We start from the raw sequence: 25,538 nt of genomic DNA, 5'->3' as shown, positions 1-25,538 counted from the left end.
AAGCGAATTATCCATGTTGACTGGTATTAAGGGCGTGTTTTACACGAGTGAATATATAACTGAAGAGCCGGATGCGGTAATTCCGCACGTCCGGATCTGTGTGGGGGCGGCTCAGTAATGGGTCGTTCTACCACGATTATGTTTATGCTTCCTCTTGGCGCAGCTAAGCCGGAGGTGCTGTTGGTACTTAACCACAGCGATGATATTCATACTGTTGCTGAACTGAATCGGCTAAACCTGATGGTTATTCGGGGTTATACCTACAACAGCAATACTATTAATATCATTGCTAAACACCCCAGAGCCATCGTTATCAACTCGCTGGAAGTCGGACTTCAGATGCTGTTAAGAAAACGGGGCGATGCCATAGTTACCACAGCTGAGTATGCCAAAATCCGAATTCAGGATAAGCCGGAATACCAAAACCAATTCAAACTGGCGAGCTTAGTTTTTCAGGATGCTGATCCCCGCTTTATCCATTTGGCTTTATCCAAAGCCAGCCCTCACGCTCATCTGCGACAGAGTTTAGAAAAAGCCATTGCATCGATGATTGCAGACAATTTGGTGGATTAGCCTGGTTTGTTGAGGTCGCTTAGCAGCATAGATAAAGGTAACCAATGAACATAATCCGCAGTAAAGACTTTACCGCCAGCCGTGCCTGGGGCGCGCTGGATATTGCCAGTATGAATGGTATAACCCCCCGGCTGCACTGGACTAATCAGCCGTATAAATGGCATATCAATGATGGCGAAGAAGTGTTTGTTGTGCTGGATGGCATAGTGGATATGCATTACCGTGACGCCGGTACCGAGCAGGTTAGCCGGTTAGAAGCCGGTGATATTTTTTATGCCGGTATCGGCTGCGAGCATGTTGCCCATCCGGTAGGTGAAGCGCGGATTTTAGTGGTCGAAACGGCCGGCAGTGTTTGATGGGTTTTGTAGTTTATGAAAACAACAATACGGCTAATTCAGCAGGCTGATTTGCCCGCAGTAGTGGCATTGCAATATTGCTGCTACAGCGATGCCTTGTATGAAAGCCCGGCCCTGTTAAGCCAGCGCTTGCAAGCGGCGCCGAACAGTTGCTGGCTGGCACAAGATAGCGCCGGTGAGCTACTGGCGTATTTATTCAGTTATCCGTCCATAAACGGCGATGTTGCGCCGCTGGCGTCGGCTTTTACGCCGGCAGCTGCGCCGCAGCTGTTGTATTTGCACGATATGGCGGTAAACCCGGCAGCTCGCGGTTTAGGGCTGGCCAAGCAATTATTGGCAACGGCAAAACAGCATGCGTTAAGCCTGGGGCTAACAAAACTGGCGCTGGTAGCGGTGCAGGGCTCGGTGCCCTATTGGCAGCGCCATGGTTTTGCTGTGGTTAACGAACTGTCGGATATCGCGATAAGTGCGCTGGCCAGTTACCGTGATGAGCAGGCGTGTTATATGCAATTAACTCATATTTGTAGGCAGAATCAGTAGCAGCTGTACCCATAAGCCGTTGAAAGTTATAAATATGCCGTGTAATGTTCACCACATTAACTTTACAAGTGCGGGTTAATCCGTATTTTAAATACAGCCAAACCTGCCGAATAAGTATTTATGCCATGACCAAACTTGCAAAAACGTTAAAGTACGGAGCTTTTAGCCTGGGCTTGATACTATTAATAGGATTGTTGATACCAGAAAAAATCGTAATACCTGTTCTGGGTGCCACAAAAAATGACTGGAACCATAATACGTTTTGGTATTCGCCTTGGGGTACGTCAGGCGTACACAAGGGGATAGATATATTCGGCTTAAAAAATACCCCAGTTGTAGCCGCCACAAGTGGGATGGTCATATTTTCTGGTGTATTAGGTAAAGGTGGTAATGCTATTGCTATATTGGGCCCTAAATGGCGAATACATTACTATGCTCATTTAAATCAAAATAACGTAGCGTTTGGTGACTTTGTTAATATCAATACACAAATAGCCACACTGGGTGATACTGGTAACGCTGCTGGCAAACAACCACATCTGCATTATTCCATATTATCTATTATTCCTATTCCGTGGCTCGCAACGATGGAAAGCCAGGTTGGGCCCTAAATGGCGAATACATTACTATGCTCATTTAAATCAAAATAACGTAGCGTTTGGTGACTTTGTTAATATCAATACACAAATAGCCACACTGGGTGATACTGGTAACGCTGCTGGCAAACAACCACATCTGCATTATTCCATATTATCTATTATTCCTATTCCGTGGCTCGCAACGATGGAAAGCCAGGGCTGGAAAAAAATGTTTTTTTTAAGTCCGCATAAAAAACTGCTGTAGGTTGTAAATGGTACTTAACCATAATTTTATCGCCAACAAAAATCGCTCTAGACCGTCAATCGGCTGCGCAGATTTTCTCGTAGTCAAACATGTCACAGATACCCAAAGTTGGTCACAATTTACACTTAACATGAATAACTTGACGACACCTTCAGTGCAATAAAATGTGGTATCGCGCAGCGTAATGTTATATACATTAAATTTACAAATGCATGGTAAGCCGTGTTTAAATACGCGGGCGGCTTGCAGAATAAGATTTAAACTGCACAGCACTTAACCTAATCTGGACAAGGAATGGTGATATTTATGCATTCAATTCAATGTAACTGCGGTGCCGTTAAAGGCAAACTCGAAAACATTGGAACCAGCAATCGTCTTATTTGCTATTGCACGGATTGCCGGGCGTTCGCACATTTTCTTGATAAAGCTCCTGCAATACTAGATGCACAAGGCGGAACTGAGATTGTCCAGGTGGCTCAACAACACCTGCTATTTAGCCAAGGGGAAGAATTTCTATCGGCAGTGCGCCTTAGCGAAAAAGGCATGATCCGCTGGTATGCATCATGTTGTGGAACGCCTATTGGCAATACCTTGGCCAGCCCAAAAATGTCATTTATTGGCCTGATTCATAACTGCCTTGATCGTCAGCAAATGGATAAAGACTTTGGAGCAAAAGTTGCCGTGTTAAACACAGATACCGCTTTAGGCCATGTGAAACCAAAGCAAAGCGGGCTGTTCGGGTTTTTATTTCGCTTTCTTTGGATCGTGACCACGAACCGTATCAACGGAGGGTACAAAAAATCTGCTCTTTTTAATGCTACAGGCTTACCTCGGGTAACCCCTGAAACACTAAGAGCTGACGAATTAGACAAGTTGAAAAATTAATTAAATTGAAATTATTCGCGTGTTGTATTTTCCCCAAGACTCTTTGTGCCATAAGCGTCTGTTCCCCACAGTGCCACGGTAGACAGGCTGTGCTTAAAGCTACCGGAGGTTTCTTTGGTGGAGTAAGACAGATACATTAGGGTTTGGTGTTCAGCGTCTAAAATACGGCGTATCTTCATGCTTTTAAAAAAATACTCTTTGATTTGGTAAACAGTACTTCACCGTTTTTGCTTTTATCAATTTTGGCAATCATGTCGGCAGTAATAGGGCCGGTTTGGCGACAGGCGATAGCGCTGTCAGACGGGTCAGAAAAATTCAGGTTGGCTTCGATGCTGGATACATGACAGGTCACGCCTGTCACCACTGGATCGGTAAAGGCATCCAGCTTGATATCTTTGGTGGTAAACACGCCCAATGACACGTCGCCTACTTCATTCTTGTCGCATCCGGTAATCATTAGCAGTAGTAATACACAGAATATAGGGCGCATTGCAGGGTTTCCTTTAGTTAGTGATTTCACTGCGTTGTTTGATACAGAAGTTTATTATCCAACACAGCCACCTTGGCAGCGTTTCATTAGCATAGCATTGTCGAAGAGGTAACAGGGCGGTTTATATTAGGCACTGTTGTGTATAAACCCTATAGTGAGAATCCGATGTGTATACTGACAGCGAATAAACTGTAAAAATGCTGTTTTGTAACAAAGATTAAAAGGGTAAACGATGAATTATGCAGTTCTGGCATCACGGTGGTTAATAAGCAGTATGTTATTGTGTGTGACAGCATCCGCTATTGCCCAAAACACCGCTTCACCTGACAGAAATATTACTGGGTTTGAAGCGGGCAACGAGGCGCAGCCTCTGTGGGAATTTGGTGTGGGTGGCGGTTTGGGCCAGGTGCCTAATTATCCTGCGTCATCTGAGCACAATGTTATTGCCCTTGCAGCACCTTATGTTGTGTATCGCGGCGATGTATTTCGTATTGGCGATGGTAATGCTCGCGCGGTTGTTGTTGAAGGCAGTGATATTGAAATTGATATTTCAGTCGGCGGCGCTTTCTCTGCTGACAGCGACGACAATACCGCCAGAGAAGGCATGCCAGAGCTGGATTTCTTATTTGAAATTGGCCCGCAACTGATTTATCGAATTAAAGACTTTTCTTTCGACAACGGTGGCAATGCCAGGTTGACTGCACACTTGCAGGCAAGGTCGGTTTTTTCGACTGATTTTGGCCGTATTGATCATCGTGGTTATGTTTTTCAGCCAGCACTGTCTTACCAACAGCGGGGCGCGTTATTCGAAGATGCCGGGTTTCGTGCTTCTTTTAGTTTGATATTTGCCACAGAAAAGCTGCAAGATTATTTTTATCAGGTAGATGATCAGTTTGTATCTAACACCAGAGCGGCGTTTGATGCATCTGGTGGTTTTTTGGGGGCAGAGCTTGCAGCCGGAATTGCATTTTCGCTAGATAAAAACATTAGAGGTTTTGCCGGGGGCAGCATCAAGTCACATTACGGCGCGGCTAACCGTAATAGCCCGTTATTTGAGAAAGACATAACATATAGTATCGGTGTTGGTTTTATCTGGCGTTTTCATCAAAGCGAAGCCAAGGCAACCTGGTAGGCAGCTGGCCACATGATTAAACGTAATAACTGCATTTCAGCTGCCGGGAATGGTTCAGCGTTTAGCTTTTGCAAGAAAATAGCAGATAGTGGCAGTTATATTTGCGTCATCCATGTAGAATACGCCTTTAAAAGCGCGTTTAGCTTTTACTCTTCAGTGTATATTGGTAGGAATTTTGATGAAAAAGACAATCGCGTTAACTGATCCTAAGCTTAAGCCGGCTCGTTTGGTAGACGCCATTAAGTATGATATTAAAAAGTACCTTAACCGGGAGCGTCGCAAGCAGCTACCTGATGATAAGGATTACTGGACGTTTGATTGTCGCTTTGGTGCCACAGAAGACGTTGCAGAACAAATATTTACCTCTGAGATCAATAAACATATTGATGCTGCGGTAGCACAAGAACTGCCCGCGTTTTATATCGAAATTCTTGCCAGAGCATGCAACCATGCGCCGCGTCAGGAAGCCGATGACGAGGTTGACGAAGGCTAAGCGTCAATAGCGTTTTCGCAGCAGGCAAGGACATCGTTTCATGGGTAACTCCTTGCCATGTTGTTAGCATCCTACAGTGTTGCCAGCTAAAACGGCGATAAATGCACTGAATAACAAACAATCCTCTCTTATACCGCTAAAATACTGTATATTCTGCGCTCATTTTTGACTGTAGCAATTCTACAGAGGATCTCTTATGCAATTTTCATCTTTAGATTTAGCGCCAGACCTGCAACGTGCTCTGGTTGCGTGTGGCTACAGTGCAATGACACCCGTTCAAGCGCAGGCCATTGTGCCAGCGCGTCGCGGCAAAGATTTACAAGTCACCGCACAAACCGGTACGGGTAAAACGGCCGCTTTTGCTATTCCTATATTACAGCGCATGTTGGATAAGCCCAAAGCCACTGTTGCACAAAGACCCAGAGCGTTGATCTTAACGCCAACCCGCGAATTAGCAGAGCAACTTGCCAACACGATTGCCGCTTATGCCCAGTTTTCGCCTATCAGTGTTACGGCACTTTATGGTGGCGTTAAAATGGGTGGCCAGGCGAATAAACTTAATGCAGGCGTTGATATTGTGATCAGCACCCCGGGCCGTTTGTTAGAGCACATGGCGCTGGGTAACGTGATATTAAGTGACGTAGAATTTGTGGTATTAGATGAAGCAGACCGTATGTTAGATATGGGCTTTATCACTGATGTGCTGAACTTATTGCAACAGACTGGGCAGACACGGCAAACCTTGTTATTTTCTGCTACCACGTCGCCTGCAGTAAATGAGTTGTCGCATAAAATTCTGAAAAACCACCAGCAAATTCGCGTAGCGAAAGTTAATAGTGCTGCCGATACCGTTAACCATGTGGTTTATCCGGTCGAAGAAGGACGCAAAATTGAATTGTTTGAGCAGTTATTAGCAGAAAATAACTGGTTTCAGGTGTTGGTATTTACCAGTACTAAAGAGCAGGCAGACCGTCTGTTAGCTGGCCTGCAACAGCGTAAAATTGATGCTGCAGTATGCCATGGTGATAAAAGCCAGGGCGCCAGACGTCGTGCTATCGCTGATTTTAAATCGGCTAAATTACAAGTTCTGATAGCCACCGAAGTGGCCGCCCGGGGTTTGGATATTCAAGGCCTGGATTATGTTGTTAACTTTAACCTGCCGTATTTACCGGAAGATTACGTACACCGTATCGGTCGTACCGGGCGGGCAGGGGCGTCAGGTAATGCTATTTCATTTGTTAGTCGTGAAGAAGAGCAAACCTTACAGCGCATTCAAAGGCTGATGGGAAGCGACGTGAAACGCGTTATTAAGCCGGGTTTTGAAGTGAGTAACCGTGAGTCATTGCTAAAAAATAATGCGCGTAAAGTTTTGTCAGGGCGTTCTAATAAATCAACAGAAACCCAGATCGAGCTGTCAAATACGGCTAAAACTAAGCCCAAAGTTAAAGCGAAACCACGTAGCAGTAAATAGTTAGCAACGCGCCGTTAACGGAGCTGAAGATAACCAAAAATAGAGCGCTGCACCCGTTAACGTGCAGCGCTTTTAGTTTTTAAAGGCTTAACGGTCCAGGTTCATTACCTTGGTCCATGCGGCGACAAAGTCGTCAACAAACTTTTTCTTCGACGTATCAAAGGCATAAACCTCGGCAACGGCACGCAGCTCTGAGTTTGAACCGAAGATCAAATCAACAGAGGTTGCTGTCCATTTTTTGTCGCCGGTTTTACGGTCAAAACCATCGTAAATACCGTCAGTGGCAGATTTTTTCCATACCGTCGACATATCGAGCAAGTTAACAAAAAAGTCGTTGTTTAACGTTCCCGGCTTTGCCGTGAATACGCCGTGTTTAGCACCCTGATAGTTTGCATCCAGCGCCCGTAAGCCGCCCACCAGTACTGTCATTTCAGGTACGGTTAAGTTCAGTTGATCGGCTTTATCAACCAACATTTCTGTGGGTGATTTATAGCTGGCGCTGCTGTCAAAGTAATTTCTAAAACCATCAGCAGTTAACTCAAGTAAGCTAAAAGCATTTTCATCTGTCATATCCTGCGTGGCATCACCACGCCCTGGCGTAAACGGCACTGTGATGTTGTAACCGGCGTCTTTAGCCGCTTGTTCTATTGCGGCTGCGCCACCGAGTACAATCAAATCAGCCAGTGAAACATTACGTTTGGCTTTATTGAAATCACGTTGAATGTCGGTTAATGCCTGTAACACTTTTGCTGTTTCTGCCGGATTGTTTACTGCCCAATCTTTCTGTGGCGCTAAGGCAATGCGTGCGCCGTTTGCCCCACCACGCATGTCGGTGCCGCGATAGCTTGCTGCAGAACCCCAGGCGACGCGGACTAACTCAGATACTGTTAAACCTGATTTCAACACTTTTGCTTTAAGCGATTTAATATCGTTAGCGGTGATAGTAGATTGCGTTTTCTGATCTATAGGATCTTGCCAAATCAGAATGTCTTTTGGCACTTCGTTACCCAGAAAATTACGTGGTGACCCCATATCGCGGTGAGTTAATTTATACCAGGCTTTGGCAAAGGCTAAACGATACTCTTCCGGGTCGGCTAAGAAGCGTTCAGCAATTTTGCGGTATTCCGGGTCAAATTTCAGCGCTAAGTCGGCGGTGGTCATTACCGGTGGATTGAATTTACCTTTTATATGCGCATCGGGGACCACTTTATGCAACGATTCATCCGTTGGGATCCACTGAATAGCGCCAGCCGGGCTGCGGGTTTGCTTCCATTCAAAGTTAAGTAAGTTACTTAAATACAAGGATGTCCACTGTGTTGGAGCTTGAGACCAGGCACCTTCTAAACCGCTGGTGGTGGTGTCTTCAGAATGGCCTTTACCACACTTGTTTTTCCAGCCAAGGCCTTGCTCTTCAATGCCTGCAGCGGCGGGCTCTGGCCCCATACAGTCTGCTGGTTTACGGGCGCCATGCATTTTACCAAAGGTGTGGCCACCGGCAATTAATGCCAGGGTTTCTTCATCGTTCATTGCCATGCGGCTAAAAGCTACCCGGATATTTTTCGCTGAGCCAATAGGGTCTGGCACGCCTTTTGGCCCTTCGGGGTTAACGTAGATCAGCCCCATGTGTGTTGCACCAAGTGGGCGTTGCAACTTGCCGTCTTTTTCTTCACGGTCACTGGCTAGCATTTCAATTTCGGGGCCCCAATAAACTAAATCAGGTTCCCAGTCATCGGCACGACCACCGGCAAAACCATAGGTTTTAAACCCCATATTTTCCAGTGCAACATTACCAGCAAGTACCATTAAATCAGACCAGGACAGCGCTTCACCATACTTTTGTTTTACCGGCCACAACAAACGGCGGGCTTTGTCCAGGTTGCCGTTATCTGGCCAGCTGTTTAGTGGCTCAAAACGCTGCTGGCCGCCGCCTGCGCCGCCACGGCCATCTAATGTGCGATACGTGCCGGCGCTATGCCACGTCATGCGGATAAAGAAAGGTCCATAATTGCCAAAGTCAGCTGGCCACCAATCTTGTGACGCTGTTAGCAGGGTATTGATGTCCAATTTTACTTTGGCAAGGTCAAGGCTATTAAATGCTTTGGCATAGTTGAAATCAGCGCCATAGGGGTTTGAGCGGGTGTCATGATCGCGCAGCGGCGCTAAGTTAAGTTGATCCGGCCACCAGAATTGATTGGTTCTTACCGCGCCCAGCTTGGCCATACCGTTACCTGAAGCCCCAGCAGGCTTGGTCATTTCTGCTTTTGAAGGATTGTCGGCAAAGGCGGCACCGGATGCCAGCACTAAACTCATCATGGCTGCTAGCATCGTTTTATTAAATAATCGTTGTTTCATTATTTGCGTCCTTTAAGTTAACGTATTGTCGTTACGTAGTAACGTCCTGATAACCATCAAATAGGTTGCCCAAAACACCTTGCAGTACTTTTTTATTAATGTTTTTTGGCAACCTATTTTATCTAAGCAGATGCAGTAACATCTTTACTGCTCAGGAAAACATCGGTAAAAAGAGTATAGTAGTTACTTAATAGTTTTATACGAATTAAAGCGATTGACCTAACCGTTAAAATAGATTGATTAGGTTTTGTTGTGTGTACGCTATAGTTTTTACAGTTTGAAATACACTTCTCATATTGGCATTTGCTTTACTTTTTAGGCGAATAAATAACCGGATTTACAGCGGCATTCTTTTCATTATTTGGTGTTACTATCCGAGATACATTTACGGTTATCTGCTTTGACAAAAATATCGAGGGTAAAATGAACTGGCAAAATACATCCGGTCGTTATAACGCGGTTTCTATAAGTTTGCATTGGCTAATGCTGGTGTTAATTATTGCAGTGTATGCCTGCATTGAGCTTCGAGAGTTGTATCCTAAGGGGAGCGACCCGCGAGAGGCATTAAAAATGTGGCATTTTATGCTGGGGTTATCCGTGCTGTTCTTGGTGCTGCTGCGTTTATTTGTGCGTTTTACCAGTGGGGCGACGCCGGCTATAACGCCACCACTTGTAAAGTGGCAGGCGATGTTGGCTAAGGTAGCGCATATTGCGTTATATGGCCTGATGGTAGGGATGCCATTAGCAGGATGGTTGATTTTAAGCCTAAGTGGCAAGCCAATACCGTTTTTTGGCCTGGAGCTGCCGGCGTTGGCAAGCGAGAATAAAGACTTAGCAAAAGTGATAAAAGAAATTCATGAAACCGCAGGCACAGTCGGTTATGTTTTAATTGGTGTTCATGCCGTTGCTGCGTTGTTTCATCACTATATTTTACGCGATACCACACTAAGCCGAATGCTGCCCGGTAAGCGTCGTCGTTAGACGTTAATTTCTAAAGCTAAAATACAGGTATTAGTGCAACAAGAGCCCTTGGTTGCAAAAGCCATGCAGGATATTTGCAACAAACAATAATAACGGGAGAATAGATGAAGGTTATTAGTCTGGTCGGTGCGCTATTACTGGCCCCGATATTTATTGCTACAACGGGTGTGGCATTAGCAACGCCCCAAGGCGGTGACACTGCGGTAAAACAGGCCGTGACCATCGCAGAATTTAGCCAAAATATGGTGCATCAACGCGGTTACTTTGATTTTTACTACGATGCCTCCAGCGATAAAGTGTATCTGTTGGTTGATAAACTGGCACAACCTTTTATTTTTCAAAGCTCTTTGCCACGAGGGATTGGATCGAATGATATTGGCCTGGACCGCGGTCAGTTAGGCGATACCCGCTTGGTGCAGTTTGAGCGTTTTGGCAATAAGGTGATGCTAAAGCAGCTAAACACCTATTATCGAGCTGAGTCTGACAGCCTTGCCGAGCGCTTAAGTGTAGAGGAAGCCTTTGCCAGTTCTGTTATTGCTGGTTTGCCGGTGGTGGCCAGTAATGACTCTGCCGTATTGGTGGATTACACCGAATTTTTACTAAGTGATATACATCAGATAAGTGCCAGTTTGGCGGCACAAAAGCAAGGCAACTATAAGGTTGACAGTAAACGCAGTGGTGTTTATTTACCGCGTAGTAAGGCCTTTGTTAAAAATACAGAACTTGAAGCGTTAGTGACTTTTAGCGGCGATAAAGCGGGGGCTTTCGTTAAGCAGGTTACGCCAGCGGCGGAGGCTATTAGCGTGCATTTGCATCATTCGCTTATTGCTTTACCAGAGCCGGGCTACCAAAGCCGGGACTTCCATCCGTATTCCGGTTTTTGGCCGGTGGAATATATGGATTATGCCAGCGCCTTTGATGCGCCTATCGTAAAGCGCTTGTTGCCCCGACACAGACTGGAGAAAAAAGACCCAACCGCCGCGCTTAGCGAGGCAGTTAAACCCATAGTGTATTATCTGGATCCTGCTGTGCCAGAGCCGGTTCGCACTGCGCTATTGGATGGCGCTTCGTGGTGGAATACCGCATTTGAACAACTTGGCTATAAAGATGCCTTTCAGGTGAAGTTGTTACCTGCCGATGCCGACCCGATGGATGTGCGTTACAACGTGATCCAATGGGTGCATCGCGCTACCCGCGGCTGGTCTTATGGTGCTGGTGTTACTGATCCGCGCACCGGTGAAATTATCAAAGGCCACGTTACGCTGGGCTCGTTACGAGTGCGGCAAGATTTTTTGATTGCCACCGGTTTAACCGCACCTTATAGCAAGGATAATACTGATACAACGTCGCAAAAAGCCATGGCACTGGCACGTATCAGGCAATTATCCGCTCATGAAGTCGGTCATACCCTGGGCCTTATTCATAATTTTGCCGGCAGTGCCAACGGCCGCTCTACCGTGATGGATTACCCACACCCGCAAATTGATTTACATAATGGTAAACCAGCACTGGATAATGCTTATCGTGAAGGACTTGGCGAATGGGATAATTACGCCATTGCCTATGGTTATGGCGATAATTCAGCGGCGCAACGGCAAGAATTGGTGCAAAGTGAGAGACAGCAAGGCCTGCAATATATGGCCGATCAAGATGCGCGGCCGCAAGGAGGCGTAAGTGCCATTGGTCACTTATGGGACAATGGCAGCGATGCCGTAGCTGAATTGCAGCGTCTTGCAGAGGTACGCCAGACGGCATTAAACCGTTTTGGTTTGAACAACATTGATAGTGGTCAGCCGTTATCAAGCTTGCAAGAGGCATTAGTACCAATTTATTTACTGCATCGTTATCAGGTTGAAGCGGTCAGTAAGTTGCTCGGTGGCGCCTATTATGAGTACGAGCTAAAAGGGGATTACACCTCACCAAAGGGCTTTCGCTGGGTAGACAACACCAAGCAGCAACAGGCGCTGCAGGCATTGCTTGACACATTAAGCCCTGATTATCTGACATTGCCATCGTCGCTCCTGGCGCTAATTCCACCCAAAGCTTTTGGCGACAGCAATGGCCGCGAGAGTTTTCAGGGCCGTTATGGTCTGGCATTTGATCCACTATCTGCAGCTGAAGCGTCGGCTAACCATACGTTGCAACTGATATTGCATCCGCAGCGGCTCAATCGGCTAAGTGGCCAACAGCAGCTGGGTACTGTGCTGGATGCGGTGTTGGCTGCAACCCTAAAACAAAAGTGGCAAAACGGTTCAGCCGCGTTACTTCAACAACGGGTAGCTCATGTAGCGTTTTATCAGTTGATGCAAAGCCTTACTTCTGTAGAGCTGGCGCCTGAAGCAAAAGCGCTACTGCAACACAAGTTAACAGAACTGGCGAAGGGCTTGGCGAAACACAAAGACGCCAACTATCAACAGTTGCTGGGCCAGTGGCAACGCTACTTGGAAAGCGGTTTATGGCAGCCGGTATTTGTGCCAAAGGCCTTACCGCCAGGTTCGCCTATATAGCGCAATAAATATTTTAAATGTATGTTATATATAGGTAATTTAATATGTTTCAGCGTCAGTATTTTTTACGGATGTAATTTAGGGACTAGATAGCTCTCTGTAATTTAACAAATAAATAAATGGCGCGTATTTTGCAAAATTTATGTTGAATAACAACCGAAAAGGGACGTTTATGAAGCTGAAAACATTTTTTTATCTGGTTGCATGTGCGGCATCTATGCATGTTAGTGCTGGGGTAGTTACTCACGAGTTTAATAACGGTGATGATTTATCTGCCTGGCAAACCGATCGCTGCGCGCCGGCAAGTTTTGCTATCTCTAACAATGAGTTGGTGTTAGGCATTGACGGTGCTGAAGTCACCAAGTGTGATGCTGACCCATTTTTTTCTACCCAAGGCATGAAGCTGAACACGGGCATGTCTGACTATCTTGGCATCGATATGTTTATAGATGGCACCAACTGGACTGCTGATGGTCGTTACGGCGGCATTTGGGGTGTGGCGTATGACGCATCAGATGCCATTAGCTATTATCCAATCTTAGAGTATTTTGTTACTAACGGTGTGGGTAGCTTACAAGCCTGGGACGGTGACAACGGTTGGGTCGATATTGGTTTTCGTGGCGCAGCGCTAGATAGTTTTAACAATTTGGCGTTTAGTATCAGTGGTGGCGTAATTAGCTATCTGGTAAACGGTAATAATGTTTTTACTACATCAAACGGCGGTCATTCCTACTTTGGTGAAGTGATACTTAATGCGAAGAACGCAGGCACTTCTTACAATGTGCGTTACGACAACCTAACTTACAATACCCCAGCGTCGGTTCCTGAACCTGCTACTATTGCAATTTTAGGTGCGGGCTTGCTGTTTGTAGGCGCTGCGCGTAAACGTCGTCAGACTACTGCAATATAACATTATTCATGCTTATAAGCCCCAGCTTGACTGGGGCTTATGTTATGGATTCAGCTAGTAAGTTTTGTTTTCCTGCCTACGCATAAACCCTCGTATAAGCGCGTATTGCGCCAAATAGTATGTCAGCATTATCAGGCTATCTGCCTCGGGTATTGGCTGATAGAACTTGTTCAGGCCTAGCAATGCATCTGAGCTGATAAAAACCAGCCCGCCGATAATAAGCCAGTTATTGCTGTCTCGGCTGCACCAGGTAGCAAACGACATCGCTACCAGAATTCCGATATAAACTAACACCGGTATTGCCATTTCCCCCAGGGCTGGCCACATCAGGCTTAGCGCAACTGCGGCAAACAGTGTATAGGGGATTAATAATAAAGCATTAAAGCTGACAAAAGGGCGTAGCAGCAATAAGTAGCCTATATGCCCGAACAAGAACGCGGCTAAGCCATAAACAAACAGCGTTTGTGCGTTCCAAGCCAGTAGCACATCTCCTGTCATACAACAGAGCAGGGCAAGAATAAGCCCACGAGGTAACTTGGCTGACGAATGTATTATCCAAGCCAACAGTAATAGCAACGGCATAATTTTTACTGCAAAGTTCAAAGCAAATTCGCCCTGATAAGAAAGCAGTATGTACGCCAGCGCTAACAGGCTGTAACATATAGAAATAGCAAAAGGCATAGTCATAATTCAGCTGTAAAACAGAGGCTTAGCCTAACACAGTAAGATGGATATACAATATGGTAATACGGGTACAACCTAGTGCAAGGCTATCGTTTTCCTTGCTAAGTGATCAAGATGCTGACCTTATGTTTGAGGTTGATCAAGATGAAGATGTGATGCGTTATCTCAATGGCGGTAAGCGTACGTCAATGCAGCAGATTATCGACGTTATGTTACCTCGCATGGCGCTGTACCGTAAGCCGGAGCTGGGTTATGGGATTTGGCAGGTTCGTCGGACTGACGATAATGCCTATATGGGGTGGGTATTGATCCGGCCCATGGGGTTTGACACCGAAACGCCAAGTAACAATGACGTTGAAATTGGCTGGCGTTTTAAAAAGCCCTTTTGGGGCCAGGGATATGCCAGTGAAGCCGCGGCAGCGGTGGCGAATGCGGTAGTAAAAGCAAATCCAAAGGTGCGTTATCTGTCGGCTACGGCAATGGTTGAAAATGCCGGCTCCATTGGTGTAATGCGTAAACTAGGCATGCACTTTATAAAGCGTTATAGGCATAAGGATGCGCTGGGGGAAGTTGATGCTGTGTTATACAGAAAAGAAATTAGCTCGTCATGCTGACATTTAATTAATAAGTTGTATCAGCGCAACGAGCATAGCAGTTTACTGCGGTGGTAGTGCATTACTCGGATTATAACAGTTGAACTGTTAGCCTTTTATTTATACCACCTCTAACATTTTTGGTGCTGCAAGAAAATAATAAGCCAGTAGTAGCAAAGCAACAGGAAAAATAAAGATGTTTGCCGGGCTGAAAATAATGCTTAGTTGCAGTAAACAGCCTGCAAGCAGAATTACTGCGAAGTACTTTAGTACACTTGGCGCGCCAGTTCGGTTAAGTAGTAGCACTACGCTTAGTACGAGCCCCACTAATGCGTAGGCAAATAACACCCCCAAGGCAACCACCACGGTAAACTCACCAATAGTGTTGATAGTTTGTTCTGACAGCGTTGTTGCGGTAACTGCAAGTGCAACATCAACCAACACTGTCGCATGAAAAATAATTACCAGCACTGCCATTAATAGTAATAAAACAGCTGGGGTGGCAGAGCTTAAGCGCTCAGCAAAGCTTCGCCGTAAACTGACGTAAATGTAAACCTCTAAGGCGCCAACAAATACAAACGCTAAGTCAGACAAACTTAAGCTAAGCATATCTGCGCGATAAACCTCAACAAAATTCTCTGAACCAATATGAAAGGCATAAAGCCAATATATTGGAAAGGCTACTGCCAGTATCAGCGCCGCAATACCCGGGGCAGCATAATCATTTTTAAACATAAAAACCTCCTATATGCCGGCTTTAGTCGGTGCCGGAGTCATTGTCTACATATTGCAAAATATCACCAGGCTGACAGTTCAGCGCCTGACAAATGGCGGCTAGCGTACTAAAGCGGATTGCCTTTACTTTGCCGGTTTTTAACAGCGAAAGATTGGTCATGGACACACCAACCTGCTGTGACAACTCAGTAAGTGACATCTTCTTTTTAGCCAGTTCTATATCGAGATTAATTTGTATATTCATAGCGCAAACTGTAGCTGATTTTTTTGCGTATATCAATAAAATATTTATGATAAACATAAAATATTTTATGTTTTATATTTTGGTGTGGTTAGGGGGTAATGATGTAATTGTTGTCGCTGAGTTTAAATTGCCACTGGAACAGGTGTTCCAGTGGCATGCATAACCGGGATGGTTGGTTAAGGTGTGTTCAAGTAAACCGGTACAATGGCGACCGATTCTGGCGCTGTAAATACATAGCTGGCATCAGCCGCTATATTACCGCCGCCGCTGCTTAGGATGTTGTCAAAACGCAGCACCAGGTTGTTAGACTTCTCGGCAACATACAGGTGCTGACCGCTATACATAATATCGACAGGGTTGCCCAGCGCGGTGTTATTGCCCACGATATTCACGGCTATTTCTGTTAAACCATTGGCAGAGCTGGCATTGTTCAACACATACACTTTACCGTCGCTCGCATCTGCGGCGCTGCCAACATCAGATAACATTAATACATCACTGGCGAAGTCATAATCAATACCATGCAGGTTAGTGGGTGCTGCCACAGCGGTGCCGTTTATGGCCGGCGTAATAATACTGTTGGCGGCACTGATATTAGTGACACCGGCTAACCATTTGTTTCTGACTTCATTAAATACTGCGACTGTGCCGTTTGTCTGTGCAACAAAGGCTTTGTCCGTTGCTGGGTCGTAATCGACATCCCACGGCCTGGCGGGAGCGGTATTCAAGCTCAGCAGTGGCGCGGCGTTGCCGCTGGCGCAAGCCGAGTAAATTAGTACGCCAGGGCTGGTAGCGTTATTTTCTGCAACAAAGATAAGCCCGGTGGCAGAGTCAACATCCAAACCTTTTGGCGAAATTAAACCAGTATTACTGCCGCTGATAATACGATCCTGTGCCGCAGTATATTGCTCGCCATTGCGTCGTGTGGCAACGCGGTTTGATATCACAATACCGCCGCTATCTGCGGTGTCAAAGCTTGTATAGCTGTTGCCTGCGATATCAAACGTCACACTTTCGATATTCTGCATGGCATTATACTGGCTCAATTCACTGGTGAGTGCGGCATTTACCCGGCTAATTTGACCAGTGGTAGGGCCCGCAGCTGCGGGGTTACTGGATACGGCGACGCCCAGTAATACCACAGGACTAGTGCTATCAGAGATATCGGCATCTTGTTTGGGTGTTGTCAGTTGTACCAGTGATTCTGGTTTAAGCGCAGAGGTGATTAAATCTGGTGCAATATCGCCGCTTTGGCCGGAAAATATATTGGCAAATACCAAGATGGCATCATTGGCTTTTTCTGCCACGCGCAGCTCAGTGCCTGATAGTACGATATCGACCGGATTACCTAACTGGGTCGCTGGGCCAGTAATCACGCGGGAAGGTATCACTTCGCCATCGGCAACAGAAATGTTATTAAGTACAAATAAACTGCCGTCACTGGCATCGCTAGCACTGCCGACGTCTGATAGCACCAGCTTGTCTGACAGCCTGTCATAGGCAATGCCGTGCAAATAACCGATACCTGCATACCTTCAGCATTAACCGGGGTAATGCTGCGTGTTGGCATAGCGGCATAATCACTGCTGACATAATTGTCGTAAACTGACAATACGCCATTGGTCAGGGCAACATACAGGCGGTCGTTCATGTCATCATAAAACAGATCCCACGGCATAGCTTCGGTGGTGGTGGTGGCTAATGGCTCAGTATTACCGGCAGCTGCGGCCCCATAAACAGTTACCTGCATGGCGTTTTGGTCAGCAATAAACACTAAACCCAATTTTTTCGATACGGCGATCCCTTTAGGATTCACCAACCCCGTGGCAGTACCGGTTATTTCACGATCGACATTGCTATCAAATGCGGCGCCATCTGGGCGCTGGGCAATATGGCAAAAAGTTTTCAGGCTGCCATTAGTGCTGTCACCGGCTTGCAGCAGATTACCCAGGGGGTCCAGAGCTATCCCTTCATTATTCAGTCCCTGTAGACGTTTTAAGGCAGTAGCGTTTTGATCGACTACATCGACAGTACCGCTGTTGCTTGAGCCATTGTTAGAGACTAAAAAATTAGCGGCGCTAAAACCCGGAGTGCCATTTTGGCCTGGGGGGCCGGCTTCACCGTTGCTGCCAGCCTGACCAGCTGCTCCGTCCATTCCATCATCACCATTACAACCAGAAAGGGCCATTACCATGGCTAATGTTAATGCGCTCAAAGAGAGTGTGCCGCTAATATAGCGTGTCGGTTTTACTGTATTCATTCTGTTTTCCTTACATTATTAATAGCGTTTGGTGAACAACAGGCCGACAGCACTAACCCCGGCACGCGTAAAAAATGCTCACCCCAGCCACAGAAACGACTGAGTTATGTAATTGGATGCAGTAAATGAAAAAAATCAGCAAAAAGTTATCAGACAGGAGAGCCCCACAACTAAAACTTGCAGTAGCCGTGTTGCAGAAAACGTAAAATAACAGTCAGCGCAGATCTGCGCTGCTTAATTGTCGCGTTTTACACAAACAAACAACGCATTACCTGCACTGTTGTCCCATGGTTGTATTTTGTCGTAATCGTGCGCCAGTATCTGCACATCAAAGTAGGGAGCGAGCAATGCCGTAAGTGCGGAAAAGTGCAGGGCAACCATGCTATGTTGGTCTTGCCAGTGTTGCGTAATATTCGCTGTGGTTTTGGTAATGTTTAACTTTAGTGTCTGCTGCTCACCTGTGCCACTGTAATACCAGGCCGACGCAAATTCAAAATGGTTGTCACCCAAGGTTGTATTGTGGCGCACAATGCTGTGGTTACAAATTTTGTCTTTATCTACGGCATTAAAGCAAAATACACCACCTGCATTTAACGCTGTGTAGGCGCTTACAATGCATTGTTTTAGCAAGGCAATAGATTGGCTGTAATGAATTGAATATAAAAAGCAGGTAATTAAATCAACCTGCTGTGTTAGTTCAAACCCACACATATTTTGCAGTGTAAAGCTGGCTTCAGGGCAGCGTTGCTGGGCAATATCCAGCATAGGCTGATGAATATCCAGCCCACTGCTGCGGTAACCATAGTCGATAAAATGGCGTATGTGTGGCCCGGTACCGCAGGCTAAATCCAGATGAGCATTACCGCCATTGCCAAACAACTGATGTAACCGCTGTACCATATTGCTTTGTGCTTGATAATTAATATCACAGCACATTAAATCATAGTAGCCAGACAAGTCGGTGTATAACGCAGTAGAGGACAACATAAGGTAGTGCCGCTCGGGCTGAATTTCGGTGGCGCATTTTATAGTAGTTTACTGCGTTTGCGAAGTGCCAATATAACAGCCGTTTTGTACTTATGTTTAGTCGGTTGTAGCCGCAAAACGCTGCTGTAAATAAGCAATAATGTCTGCAGACTCATACAGCCACTGAACCTCATTATTACTGCTTTCGATACGAAGACAGGGAACTTTCGTTTTTCCGCCGCCGCTTTCCAGTTCTTTGCGGTGATGCCGGTTATGCTGCGCATCATATTTAACAATATTAAGACCAAGCCGCGCCATTTCTTTGCGAACTTTAATGCAAAATGGGCAAGCCTTAAATTGATACAGAGCCAGTTGTTGACAGGCAAGGTCTACTTTGTATTGTTCTGCCGGGCTGCGCTCTAATGCTTTTTGGGTGGTCAATTTTTCCGCCAACAGCATAAAAGGGGTTAAGATAAGACGAACTAAACGAAAAAATAAACGCATATACAACTCTGTAAGTTAATGGAAGAATGGTTAAACAGTATCTGATGTAAAACAATACAACAGCTCGGCTATTGTATCATTTTGCTTACTATTGGCCTACAGCCGCGGTCATCTGTATTGAGATGACCGCGGGCAACTGCACCGTGTCAATATATTATCGATGGTAGGCTCCTTCGCGTTCAGGTTGATAAATAATTTCATTTACCTTGATAGTAGACATGATGCCACTTCGATCGGCATCTTTAGGGTAAACCAGCGTCAAGCAACTGCTTTTTCCATCACCCAAGGTAAAACGTACTGTAGAGTTCATGCTGACCACATCAACGGGCAAATGTTGAGGCGAAACGATGCTGGCACGCGCCAGCTCCTGACGCAATGTATCTACACCGGTAACGCTGGAGCTAAGTGTATCAAGTAGTTGTTCTAATCTATCGATATCGGTTGTGGTGAGCACTATTTCAGGGGTATTCATGTACATCAACCCGCGCTGCATCAGCGTTTACTCGTCTTTTGTCTGCTATAAAAAGATGATTATGTTTGTAAGAAGATATTGTCTGCCATATGTAAATATTAATATTTATTAATGTACATGGTTAAGTTAAAATTGAGTCTAATTTTTAACATTTATTCTCATTGATTAACCCGGAGTGCAACCTTGCGTACGTCATTGCTTACCGCTGCAGTTATAGCGGCACTAATTACAACAGGCTGTGTTAACACAGCAAACCAAACCCAAGACAGCGCTCAAGCTGCAACGAATGACAGTCCGCCAGCCAGTACTGTGTTTGCTGCCAGACTATACCCGGTAGAAGGCTTAAAGACATTTGATGCACCCGATAATAGTGTGAAAGTGGCGTTTGGTGGAAACACCATGTTTTCTCATGACGGCGCAAGTTTAAGTACAGAGGCACAGCAACAGCTTATTAAGGTGGCTAACGCACTTAACAATGTGGCTTTTAGTCGAGTCGTCGTGCTTGGGTATACCGACAGTTCTGGCAAATTAGCTCATAATAATATGTTGTCACAACAACGTGCAGATCAGGTTAGGTCTTTTCTTATTAAGCAAGGAATAGCAACTGATCGTGTAAGTGCTGAAGGACGCGGCCCGGCAGAGCCTATTGCTGACAATAAAACGGCTCAGGGCAGAGCCGCAAATCGTCGGGTTGAACTTACCGTGGTATTTGAATCGTAGTAAAGATTAATAAATGTATGTGTAGTCGCCGCTATTGCGCTCCGTGCTGCTGTAGCGGTATTAAACATACTGATCTCGCCGAACAGTTGCTGTCGTAAGCTGAAACACTGGTCCAACAATATCCGGCTAATGATCGTCATTACCTGCAGCGAGAAAAGTTGCCTTTGAGATTACGTTGCCTGATTAGTGCAATCTAATACCTGGATAATAGTTATTGCTGCAGTAGCCAACCATTTTCAGCGTTAAGCAAGCTAAGTGTTTGCTGCGTAACCTGATACTCATCACCGGCTTTAAAATCACCGTATTGCAGCTTTAACATACCTGCTGATATGCCTTTAGCCATTTTTTCAAGCGGGTTACCTGGTTTAGCAGTTTGTTGGTCTACATAGGCTTTGAACGATGTGTTAAACACTATGTTGTAACTGACTTCAACGCTGTAATGTTTGTCGCGTTCAGACCAGCCATTAAGTTTCTTTAGTTTATCAACTGTTATTAAACCGTCGTGTTGCTGGTCAAATTGTTGTTGCAGTAACTGCTCCAGCTTGCTTTGACTTGGTGTGTCGGTAAAGGCTAGCAGGCCGGCAGTTATTAGTAGTATGGCTACCATACGGATAAAAGGCATAACTAAGTTCCACGCTAATAATCAAAGTGTAATTATGTAACAAACTGGCCAGTGTCTGCCAGTGCTGTGATTGTTGAGGTAATTAAAATAGGGAAAACTATTAACCTATCGATAGGAAAATGTATATAAAAAGGCAATTTGGCAGTAATTGCATGCTTTGTCGCCTAATTTCATTGCAAGTAGCAGTTCTGCAGCTACTTTTATAGGGTGTCCAGTTTAAATTTACTTAGAGGTTTGCATGAAACGAAGCAACAAAATCAGTTTCTTACGCTCTGCTTTTGTCGTTTTTGGCTTTGCTGTGGTTACGCCGCTGCACGCTGAAATAAGTTATAGTTTTAACGGCTTTGGTACCATAGCGGCGGGTAAAGTATTATCTGGTGATGTGACAGAGACTGATTACGTAAGTTATCAGTGCCCTTGCTTTATTACCGATTATAATAACGGCGGTATTTATCAGAAAAATGATAGCTGGAGTTTTAAAGAGGAAAGCCGTTTAGGGGCGCAGTTAAATGTGAATTTCACTGACAAGCTGTCATTAGTTACTCAGGTGATGGCGCGCGCAGTTGACAGTGAACTGAGTCTGGAGTGGGCTTTCCTGTCATATGATATAACCGATAAGCTTACTATTCAGGCTGGGCGAAAGCGTATCCCGCTGTATTACTATTCTGAGTTTCAGGATGTAGGTTTCGCCTATATTTGGCTAAGACCGCCGCAAACGCTATATGGCTGGGAAGCCAGTAATTACAATGGTGCCAACCTGCGTTATACCGATAATTATTCCGACTGGAGTATAACTGCTAATGTTTATGCGGGTGCAGAGACAGTTGATGATGCGCCCTACAACGATTTATACGATACGGTGTCTCAAGACAGTAAATGGGACAAGATCCGCGGTTTTGATGTTGAACTAACGCGGGATTGGTTCACCGCTCGGTTTATTTATATGATGTCCGAAAATAGCACTACCGAGCGACCTGACAGCAATGCATTTTATAGCCCACCAACCGATCAAACGGTGATGGGGTTGTCACTCAATGCGGATTTTGGCGACTGGTTTATTTTGTCAGAAATGAACTTGAATAAACGCGAAGACAAAGCGGATGGTTTAGTTATTCGATCACCAGCCAGTATGCTAGGTGTCGGTTATCGTCACGGTAACTGGACGCCTTTTATCAGTTGGTCAAGATTTTGGGATAAATCGAATAATTTGGAATTGTACGAGCCTGAACGCTTTACCGATACCTCTTTTACCCTGCGGTATGACATGAACAACAGTAGTTCGATTAAAGCGCAAATCAACCGTTTTAACGACAGGTCCTTGTATGACTTTGTTGGTAACTCTACGGTTGCCGCCTTATCTTATGATTTTATTTTTTAGCCTTGATGCCACGCGGAGACAAATTATGAGAACACGCAGCATTCTACTTTGCATGATGTTAATGGGTTCAGCTCACGCTAGCATCGTTGTCATTGGTAATCCGGCCAACACTAACAGTGTTAGTGCTGAAGAGTTACAGCGTTTATACACAGGCAAAAGCAGTAGCTTTGCCAATGGTGATAGTGTAGTACCGTTAAACTTGTCCGATGCTAACGCATTACGTGCCAGTTTTGACGAAAAGGCCATGGGGCGCTCATCGAGTCAGATTAAAGCTTACTGGTCTAAGCTGGTTTTTACCGGCAAAGGTACACCGCCAAAAGAGGTGAACACTGAAGAGGAAATGGTTAAGTTGGTAAGTAACAATCCTAATCTTCTCGGTTATGTTAGCAGTGGAACAGATGTATCATCCGTAAAAGTATTGCTAAACATTAACTGATCAGTTTGTCCGAATGTATTACTAGAATAGATAGTGCCTAAAGTACAGCCGTGTTTATTGCACGGCACAGGCTGTTAAGTTGGAACACTGTTGCTATTATGCGTCAGCTTTCCCCGTGTTGAAGGGTAACTTAACGCTATGTCGTTGTCAGATAAAGAAAAGTTAAATGAACTTATTACCGCTAAGAATATTGCCACCTGGGAGTGGCATATTCCCAGTGGTGATACGGTGTTTAACACCCATTGGGCCGGAATGATCGGCTACCCGCTGCACGAGTTAATGCCTTTTAGTTTACAAACGTGGCGTAATCTTATACATCCTGCCGATTTAGCAAAAGCAGAAAAAGCGTTAGACCAGCATTTTAACGCAGCCACCTCATTTTACGATATTGAAGCCCGTATGCAGCACAAGCAAGGCCACTGGGTTTGGATACGCATGCGTGGGCGAGTTGTGCAACGGGATGTTGATGGTAAGCCGATACTGATGTTTGGTACCCATGATGACATAACGCCGAGTAAGCAAGCTGAGGCAGCCAAGCAGCAGCACCTGCATACCTATGATTTACTAATCCGGACCGGCGATATTGCCAATATCGGCACTTGGGAAGTAGCTATGCCGCCAACGACACCGCGTTGGGATACGGTAACCCGGCGTATACATCAGGTTGAGGATGATTTTAATTGTGACATGGTAAGAGCTATTGAGTTTTATCAGGAGGGGGAGAGTCGGGAGCGGATCGCTAAGGTGTTTTCTACTGCGGTAAGCGAAGGAAAAACCTTTGATGAGGAGTTTGAAATTGTCACCGCTAAAGATGAGCTGCGTTGGGTTAGGACGATAGGTATTCCAGAGTTTCATGATGGTGAGTGTATTCGGGTTTATGGGTTATTTCAGGATATTACTCAAGTAAAAACGGCCTATGATTCACTGCAGAGCCTAAGTAGTACTTTGTACAATGTTATGGATGCCGCCTCGGAAATTGCCATTATTGCTACTGACCTCGAAGGTGTTATTACGTTATTTAACCGTGGCGCCGAATTAATGCTCGGGTATAAAGCCGACGAGTTAGTAGGTAAACACACACCGATGCAATTTCATGATAGCGATGAAGTAACGCTGCGGGCAAAAGAGCTAACTGAAGAGTTACAATGCACTATTACTGGCATTGATGTTTTTGCTTATTTGCCAAGGCGTGATGGCAAAGAGAGCCGGCGCTGGATATACCGCTGCAAACATGGCACTGAATTATGGGTGCAGTTGGTGGTCACGCCAATGTACAACGCCCAAAAGCAATTAACGGGTTACCTTGGCATGGCGCGTGATATTACCTTGCAAGAACATATTAGTTTTGAGTTAAAACAGTTTTTTGATTTATCCCAAAACCTAATGTGTATTATCAGTTTGCAAGGCTATTTTGAACGGGTAAATCATGCGTTCACGGTAATACTGGGATATTCTGAAAAAGATCTTCTGTTAACGCCTTATGCTGAGCTTATTCATCCGCAAGATATTGATGAGACCGCCGAAGAAATTAAGCGGCTATATGATGGCGATAAGTCACTTGGTTTTGTTAACCGGTTAAAGCATCAACATGGCCACTATGTCACGCTGGAATGGTTTACCACACCCGATCCGGATACGGGTAAACTGTATGCCACCGCCCAAGATATTACTGAGCGGCATCGGCTTGAGTTGATGAAAACCGAGTTTGTCTCTACCGTAAGCCATGAACTGCGCACGCCACTAACGGCCATTTCAGGCGCCTTGGGTTTAGTGCTGTCTGAACGTTTGGGCCCGCTGTCAGCGCCGCATCAACACTTATTAAAATTAGCCAGCGACAATAGCCAGCGATTAACGTTTTTAATTAATGATTTACTGGATATCGAAAAACTGGCGGCCGGTAAAATGCGTATTAAACTGCAACCGCACTCTGTAACCGCATTGTTAGTGCAGGCTATTGCTGAAAATCAAACTTATGCGCTTGAAAAACAGGTTATTATTGAAAATACCGCTGCAGCAATTGACGCTGTGCTAACTGCTGAGCTAGACCGGTTTCGCTTTTTACAGGTTATGGCCAATTTACTGTCAAACGCTATTAAGTTTTCACCAGCGAATGGCAGGGTTATTGTCAACGCCGAGGTTGTTGATGACGCAATACGTATTAGCGTACAAGATAACGGTCCTGGTATTGCTGAGGATTTCAAGCATCGAATATTTCATAAATTCTCTCAAGCCGACGCCAGTGATTCGCGTGCTGAAGGCGGGACAGGGTTAGGTTTAGCATTAAGCAAGCAGTTGGTAGAGGCAATGCATGGCCGTATACATTTTGATTCAACGCCCGGCCAAGGTGCCTGTTTTTATCTCACATTTTCGCTTTTGAAAAGCAATACGTAG

General features: G+C 45.4%; 27 protein-coding genes and 1 pseudogene. 17 read left to right on the top strand and 11 right to left on the bottom strand.

Annotation, left to right across the window (positions count from 1 at the left end; all coding sequences use genetic code 11):
• Positions 1 to 117: 117 nt before the first annotated feature.
• From H595_RS0113480 to H595_RS0113450, 6 genes are all read left to right on the top strand, one after another.
• Complete coding sequence (locus tag H595_RS0113480; protein WP_027671683.1) at positions 118 to 573, top strand: type 2 periplasmic-binding domain-containing protein; 456 nt, start codon at positions 118 to 120, stop codon at positions 571 to 573.
• 44 nt (positions 574 to 617) lie between these two features.
• Positions 618 to 929, top strand: a complete 312-nt coding sequence (locus tag H595_RS0113475) for a cupin domain-containing protein (RefSeq protein WP_027671682.1) — start codon at positions 618 to 620, stop codon at positions 927 to 929.
• A 15-nt stretch (positions 930 to 944) separates the two neighbouring features.
• Entirely contained in the window at positions 945 to 1,469 is a 525-nt protein-coding gene (locus H595_RS0113470; protein WP_027671681.1) for a GNAT family N-acetyltransferase, read from the top strand.
• A 125-nt stretch (positions 1,470 to 1,594) separates the two neighbouring features.
• Positions 1,595 to 2,080, top strand: a complete 486-nt coding sequence (locus H595_RS22365; RefSeq protein WP_051219895.1) for a M23 family metallopeptidase — start codon at positions 1,595 to 1,597, stop codon at positions 2,078 to 2,080.
• Complete coding sequence (locus H595_RS24780; RefSeq protein WP_084153596.1) at positions 1,974 to 2,312, top strand: M23 family metallopeptidase; 339 nt, start codon at positions 1,974 to 1,976, stop codon at positions 2,310 to 2,312. The genes H595_RS22365 and H595_RS24780 overlap by 107 nt, the downstream gene beginning before the upstream one ends.
• Before the next feature lie 306 nt (positions 2,313 to 2,618).
• Complete coding sequence (locus tag H595_RS0113450; protein ID WP_205623228.1) at positions 2,619 to 3,197, top strand: DUF6151 family protein; 579 nt, start codon at positions 2,619 to 2,621, stop codon at positions 3,195 to 3,197.
• 11 nt (positions 3,198 to 3,208) lie between these two features.
• Here H595_RS0113450 and H595_RS22360 read toward each other — a convergent pair.
• Positions 3,209 to 3,654 (bottom strand): annotated as a pseudogene (locus H595_RS22360) (CreA family protein).
• Positions 3,655 to 3,919: 265 nt separating this feature from the next.
• On the opposite strand from H595_RS22360, the gene H595_RS0113440 reads away from it, so the two are divergent.
• The 3 genes from H595_RS0113440 to H595_RS0113425 all read left to right on the top strand — a co-directional run bounded on the left by H595_RS0113440 (position 3,920) and on the right by H595_RS0113425 (position 6,783).
• Positions 3,920 to 4,819, top strand: coding sequence for a MipA/OmpV family protein (locus H595_RS0113440; protein WP_027671677.1), 900 nt, complete (start codon positions 3,920 to 3,922; stop codon positions 4,817 to 4,819).
• 178 nt (positions 4,820 to 4,997) lie between these two features.
• Entirely contained in the window at positions 4,998 to 5,312 is a 315-nt protein-coding gene (locus H595_RS0113430; RefSeq protein ID WP_027671675.1) for a DUF6172 family protein, read from the top strand.
• 196 nt (positions 5,313 to 5,508) lie between these two features.
• Positions 5,509 to 6,783: a DEAD/DEAH box helicase gene (locus H595_RS0113425; RefSeq protein WP_027671674.1), complete on the top strand. Its 1,275-nt coding sequence runs from the start codon at positions 5,509 to 5,511 to the stop codon at positions 6,781 to 6,783.
• Between the two features lie 87 nt (positions 6,784 to 6,870).
• Here H595_RS0113425 and katG read toward each other — a convergent pair whose 3' ends face one another.
• On the bottom strand, positions 6,871 to 9,135 hold the full coding sequence (gene katG / locus H595_RS0113420) for a catalase/peroxidase HPI (protein WP_027671673.1): 2,265 nt from the start codon (positions 9,133 to 9,135) through the stop codon (positions 6,871 to 6,873).
• A 423-nt stretch (positions 9,136 to 9,558) separates the two neighbouring features.
• Between katG and H595_RS0113415 the strand changes: the two genes are divergently transcribed.
• From H595_RS0113415 to H595_RS0113405, 3 genes are all read left to right on the top strand, one after another.
• Positions 9,559 to 10,116, top strand: a complete 558-nt coding sequence (locus tag H595_RS0113415) for a cytochrome b (protein ID WP_027671672.1) — start codon at positions 9,559 to 9,561, stop codon at positions 10,114 to 10,116.
• Positions 10,117 to 10,220: 104 nt separating this feature from the next.
• On the top strand, positions 10,221 to 12,623 hold the full coding sequence (locus H595_RS0113410) for a zinc-dependent metalloprotease (RefSeq protein ID WP_037054804.1): 2,403 nt from the start codon (positions 10,221 to 10,223) through the stop codon (positions 12,621 to 12,623).
• Positions 12,624 to 12,795: 172 nt separating this feature from the next.
• A complete protein-coding gene (locus H595_RS0113405) occupies positions 12,796 to 13,533 on the top strand; it encodes a PEP-CTERM sorting domain-containing protein (RefSeq protein ID WP_027671670.1) in 738 nt (245 codons plus the stop codon).
• A gap of 54 nt (positions 13,534 to 13,587) precedes the next feature.
• Here H595_RS0113405 and H595_RS0113400 read toward each other — a convergent pair whose 3' ends face one another.
• Positions 13,588 to 14,220, bottom strand: a complete 633-nt coding sequence (locus tag H595_RS0113400; protein ID WP_027671669.1) for a lysoplasmalogenase — start codon at positions 14,218 to 14,220, stop codon at positions 13,588 to 13,590.
• A 53-nt stretch (positions 14,221 to 14,273) separates the two neighbouring features.
• Between H595_RS0113400 and H595_RS0113395 the strand changes: the two genes are divergently transcribed.
• Positions 14,274 to 14,831, top strand: coding sequence for a GNAT family N-acetyltransferase (locus H595_RS0113395; RefSeq protein WP_037054801.1), 558 nt, complete (start codon positions 14,274 to 14,276; stop codon positions 14,829 to 14,831).
• Between the two features lie 99 nt (positions 14,832 to 14,930).
• On the opposite strand, the gene H595_RS0113390 is transcribed toward H595_RS0113395, so the two are convergent.
• The 7 genes from H595_RS0113390 to H595_RS22350 form a co-directional block, all read right to left on the bottom strand.
• Complete coding sequence (locus tag H595_RS0113390) at positions 14,931 to 15,545, bottom strand: hypothetical protein (RefSeq protein WP_027671667.1); 615 nt, start codon at positions 15,543 to 15,545, stop codon at positions 14,931 to 14,933.
• A 22-nt stretch (positions 15,546 to 15,567) separates the two neighbouring features.
• Positions 15,568 to 15,789: a helix-turn-helix domain-containing protein gene (locus H595_RS0113385; protein ID WP_027671666.1), complete on the bottom strand. Its 222-nt coding sequence runs from the start codon at positions 15,787 to 15,789 to the stop codon at positions 15,568 to 15,570.
• 176 nt (positions 15,790 to 15,965) lie between these two features.
• A complete protein-coding gene (locus H595_RS24430; RefSeq protein WP_205623227.1) occupies positions 15,966 to 17,264 on the bottom strand; it encodes a hypothetical protein in 1,299 nt (432 codons plus the stop codon).
• Positions 17,177 to 18,049 (bottom strand): YncE family protein, encoded by an 873-nt coding sequence (locus H595_RS24425; RefSeq protein WP_205623226.1) that lies wholly within the window; start codon positions 18,047 to 18,049, stop codon positions 17,177 to 17,179. Before H595_RS24425 ends, H595_RS24430 begins: the two co-directional genes overlap by 88 nt.
• 234 nt (positions 18,050 to 18,283) lie before the next feature.
• Positions 18,284 to 19,036: a class I SAM-dependent DNA methyltransferase gene (locus tag H595_RS0113370; RefSeq protein ID WP_037054800.1), complete on the bottom strand. Its 753-nt coding sequence runs from the start codon at positions 19,034 to 19,036 to the stop codon at positions 18,284 to 18,286.
• A gap of 96 nt (positions 19,037 to 19,132) precedes the next feature.
• Positions 19,133 to 19,519 (bottom strand): glutathione S-transferase N-terminal domain-containing protein, encoded by a 387-nt coding sequence (locus tag H595_RS0113365; RefSeq protein WP_027671664.1) that lies wholly within the window; start codon positions 19,517 to 19,519, stop codon positions 19,133 to 19,135.
• A 154-nt stretch (positions 19,520 to 19,673) separates the two neighbouring features.
• Complete coding sequence (locus tag H595_RS22350; protein ID WP_037054811.1) at positions 19,674 to 19,991, bottom strand: GreA/GreB family elongation factor; 318 nt, start codon at positions 19,989 to 19,991, stop codon at positions 19,674 to 19,676.
• A gap of 183 nt (positions 19,992 to 20,174) precedes the next feature.
• Between H595_RS22350 and H595_RS24420 the strand changes: the two genes are divergently transcribed.
• Positions 20,175 to 20,711 carry an OmpA family protein gene (locus H595_RS24420; RefSeq protein ID WP_051219893.1) on the top strand — a complete coding sequence of 179 codons (537 nt, stop codon included), beginning with the start codon at positions 20,175 to 20,177 and terminating at the stop codon, positions 20,709 to 20,711.
• A 211-nt stretch (positions 20,712 to 20,922) separates the two neighbouring features.
• Here the strand turns inward: H595_RS24420 and H595_RS0113350 are convergent, their stop codons facing one another.
• Positions 20,923 to 21,333, bottom strand: coding sequence for a hypothetical protein (locus tag H595_RS0113350; protein ID WP_027671663.1), 411 nt, complete (start codon positions 21,331 to 21,333; stop codon positions 20,923 to 20,925).
• A 238-nt stretch (positions 21,334 to 21,571) separates the two neighbouring features.
• On the opposite strand from H595_RS0113350, the gene H595_RS0113345 reads away from it, so the two are divergent.
• The 3 genes from H595_RS0113345 to H595_RS23505 all read left to right on the top strand — a co-directional run bounded on the left by H595_RS0113345 (position 21,572) and on the right by H595_RS23505 (position 25,538).
• Positions 21,572 to 22,711 carry a hypothetical protein gene (locus tag H595_RS0113345; RefSeq protein WP_027671662.1) on the top strand — a complete coding sequence of 380 codons (1,140 nt, stop codon included), beginning with the start codon at positions 21,572 to 21,574 and terminating at the stop codon, positions 22,709 to 22,711.
• 25 nt (positions 22,712 to 22,736) lie between these two features.
• Positions 22,737 to 23,147 carry a type 2 periplasmic-binding domain-containing protein gene (locus tag H595_RS0113340; protein ID WP_027671661.1) on the top strand — a complete coding sequence of 137 codons (411 nt, stop codon included), beginning with the start codon at positions 22,737 to 22,739 and terminating at the stop codon, positions 23,145 to 23,147.
• A gap of 138 nt (positions 23,148 to 23,285) precedes the next feature.
• Positions 23,286 to 25,538: a sensor histidine kinase gene (locus H595_RS23505; protein ID WP_051219892.1), complete on the top strand. Its 2,253-nt coding sequence runs from the start codon at positions 23,286 to 23,288 to the stop codon at positions 25,536 to 25,538.

The sequence above is a fragment of the Rheinheimera baltica DSM 14885 genome, assembly GCF_000425345.1.
Classification (GTDB): domain Bacteria; phylum Pseudomonadota; class Gammaproteobacteria; order Enterobacterales; family Alteromonadaceae; genus Alishewanella; species Alishewanella baltica.
The sequence above is the reverse complement of the archived record's forward strand: the minus strand, read 5'-3'. Positions and strand labels throughout refer to the sequence as shown.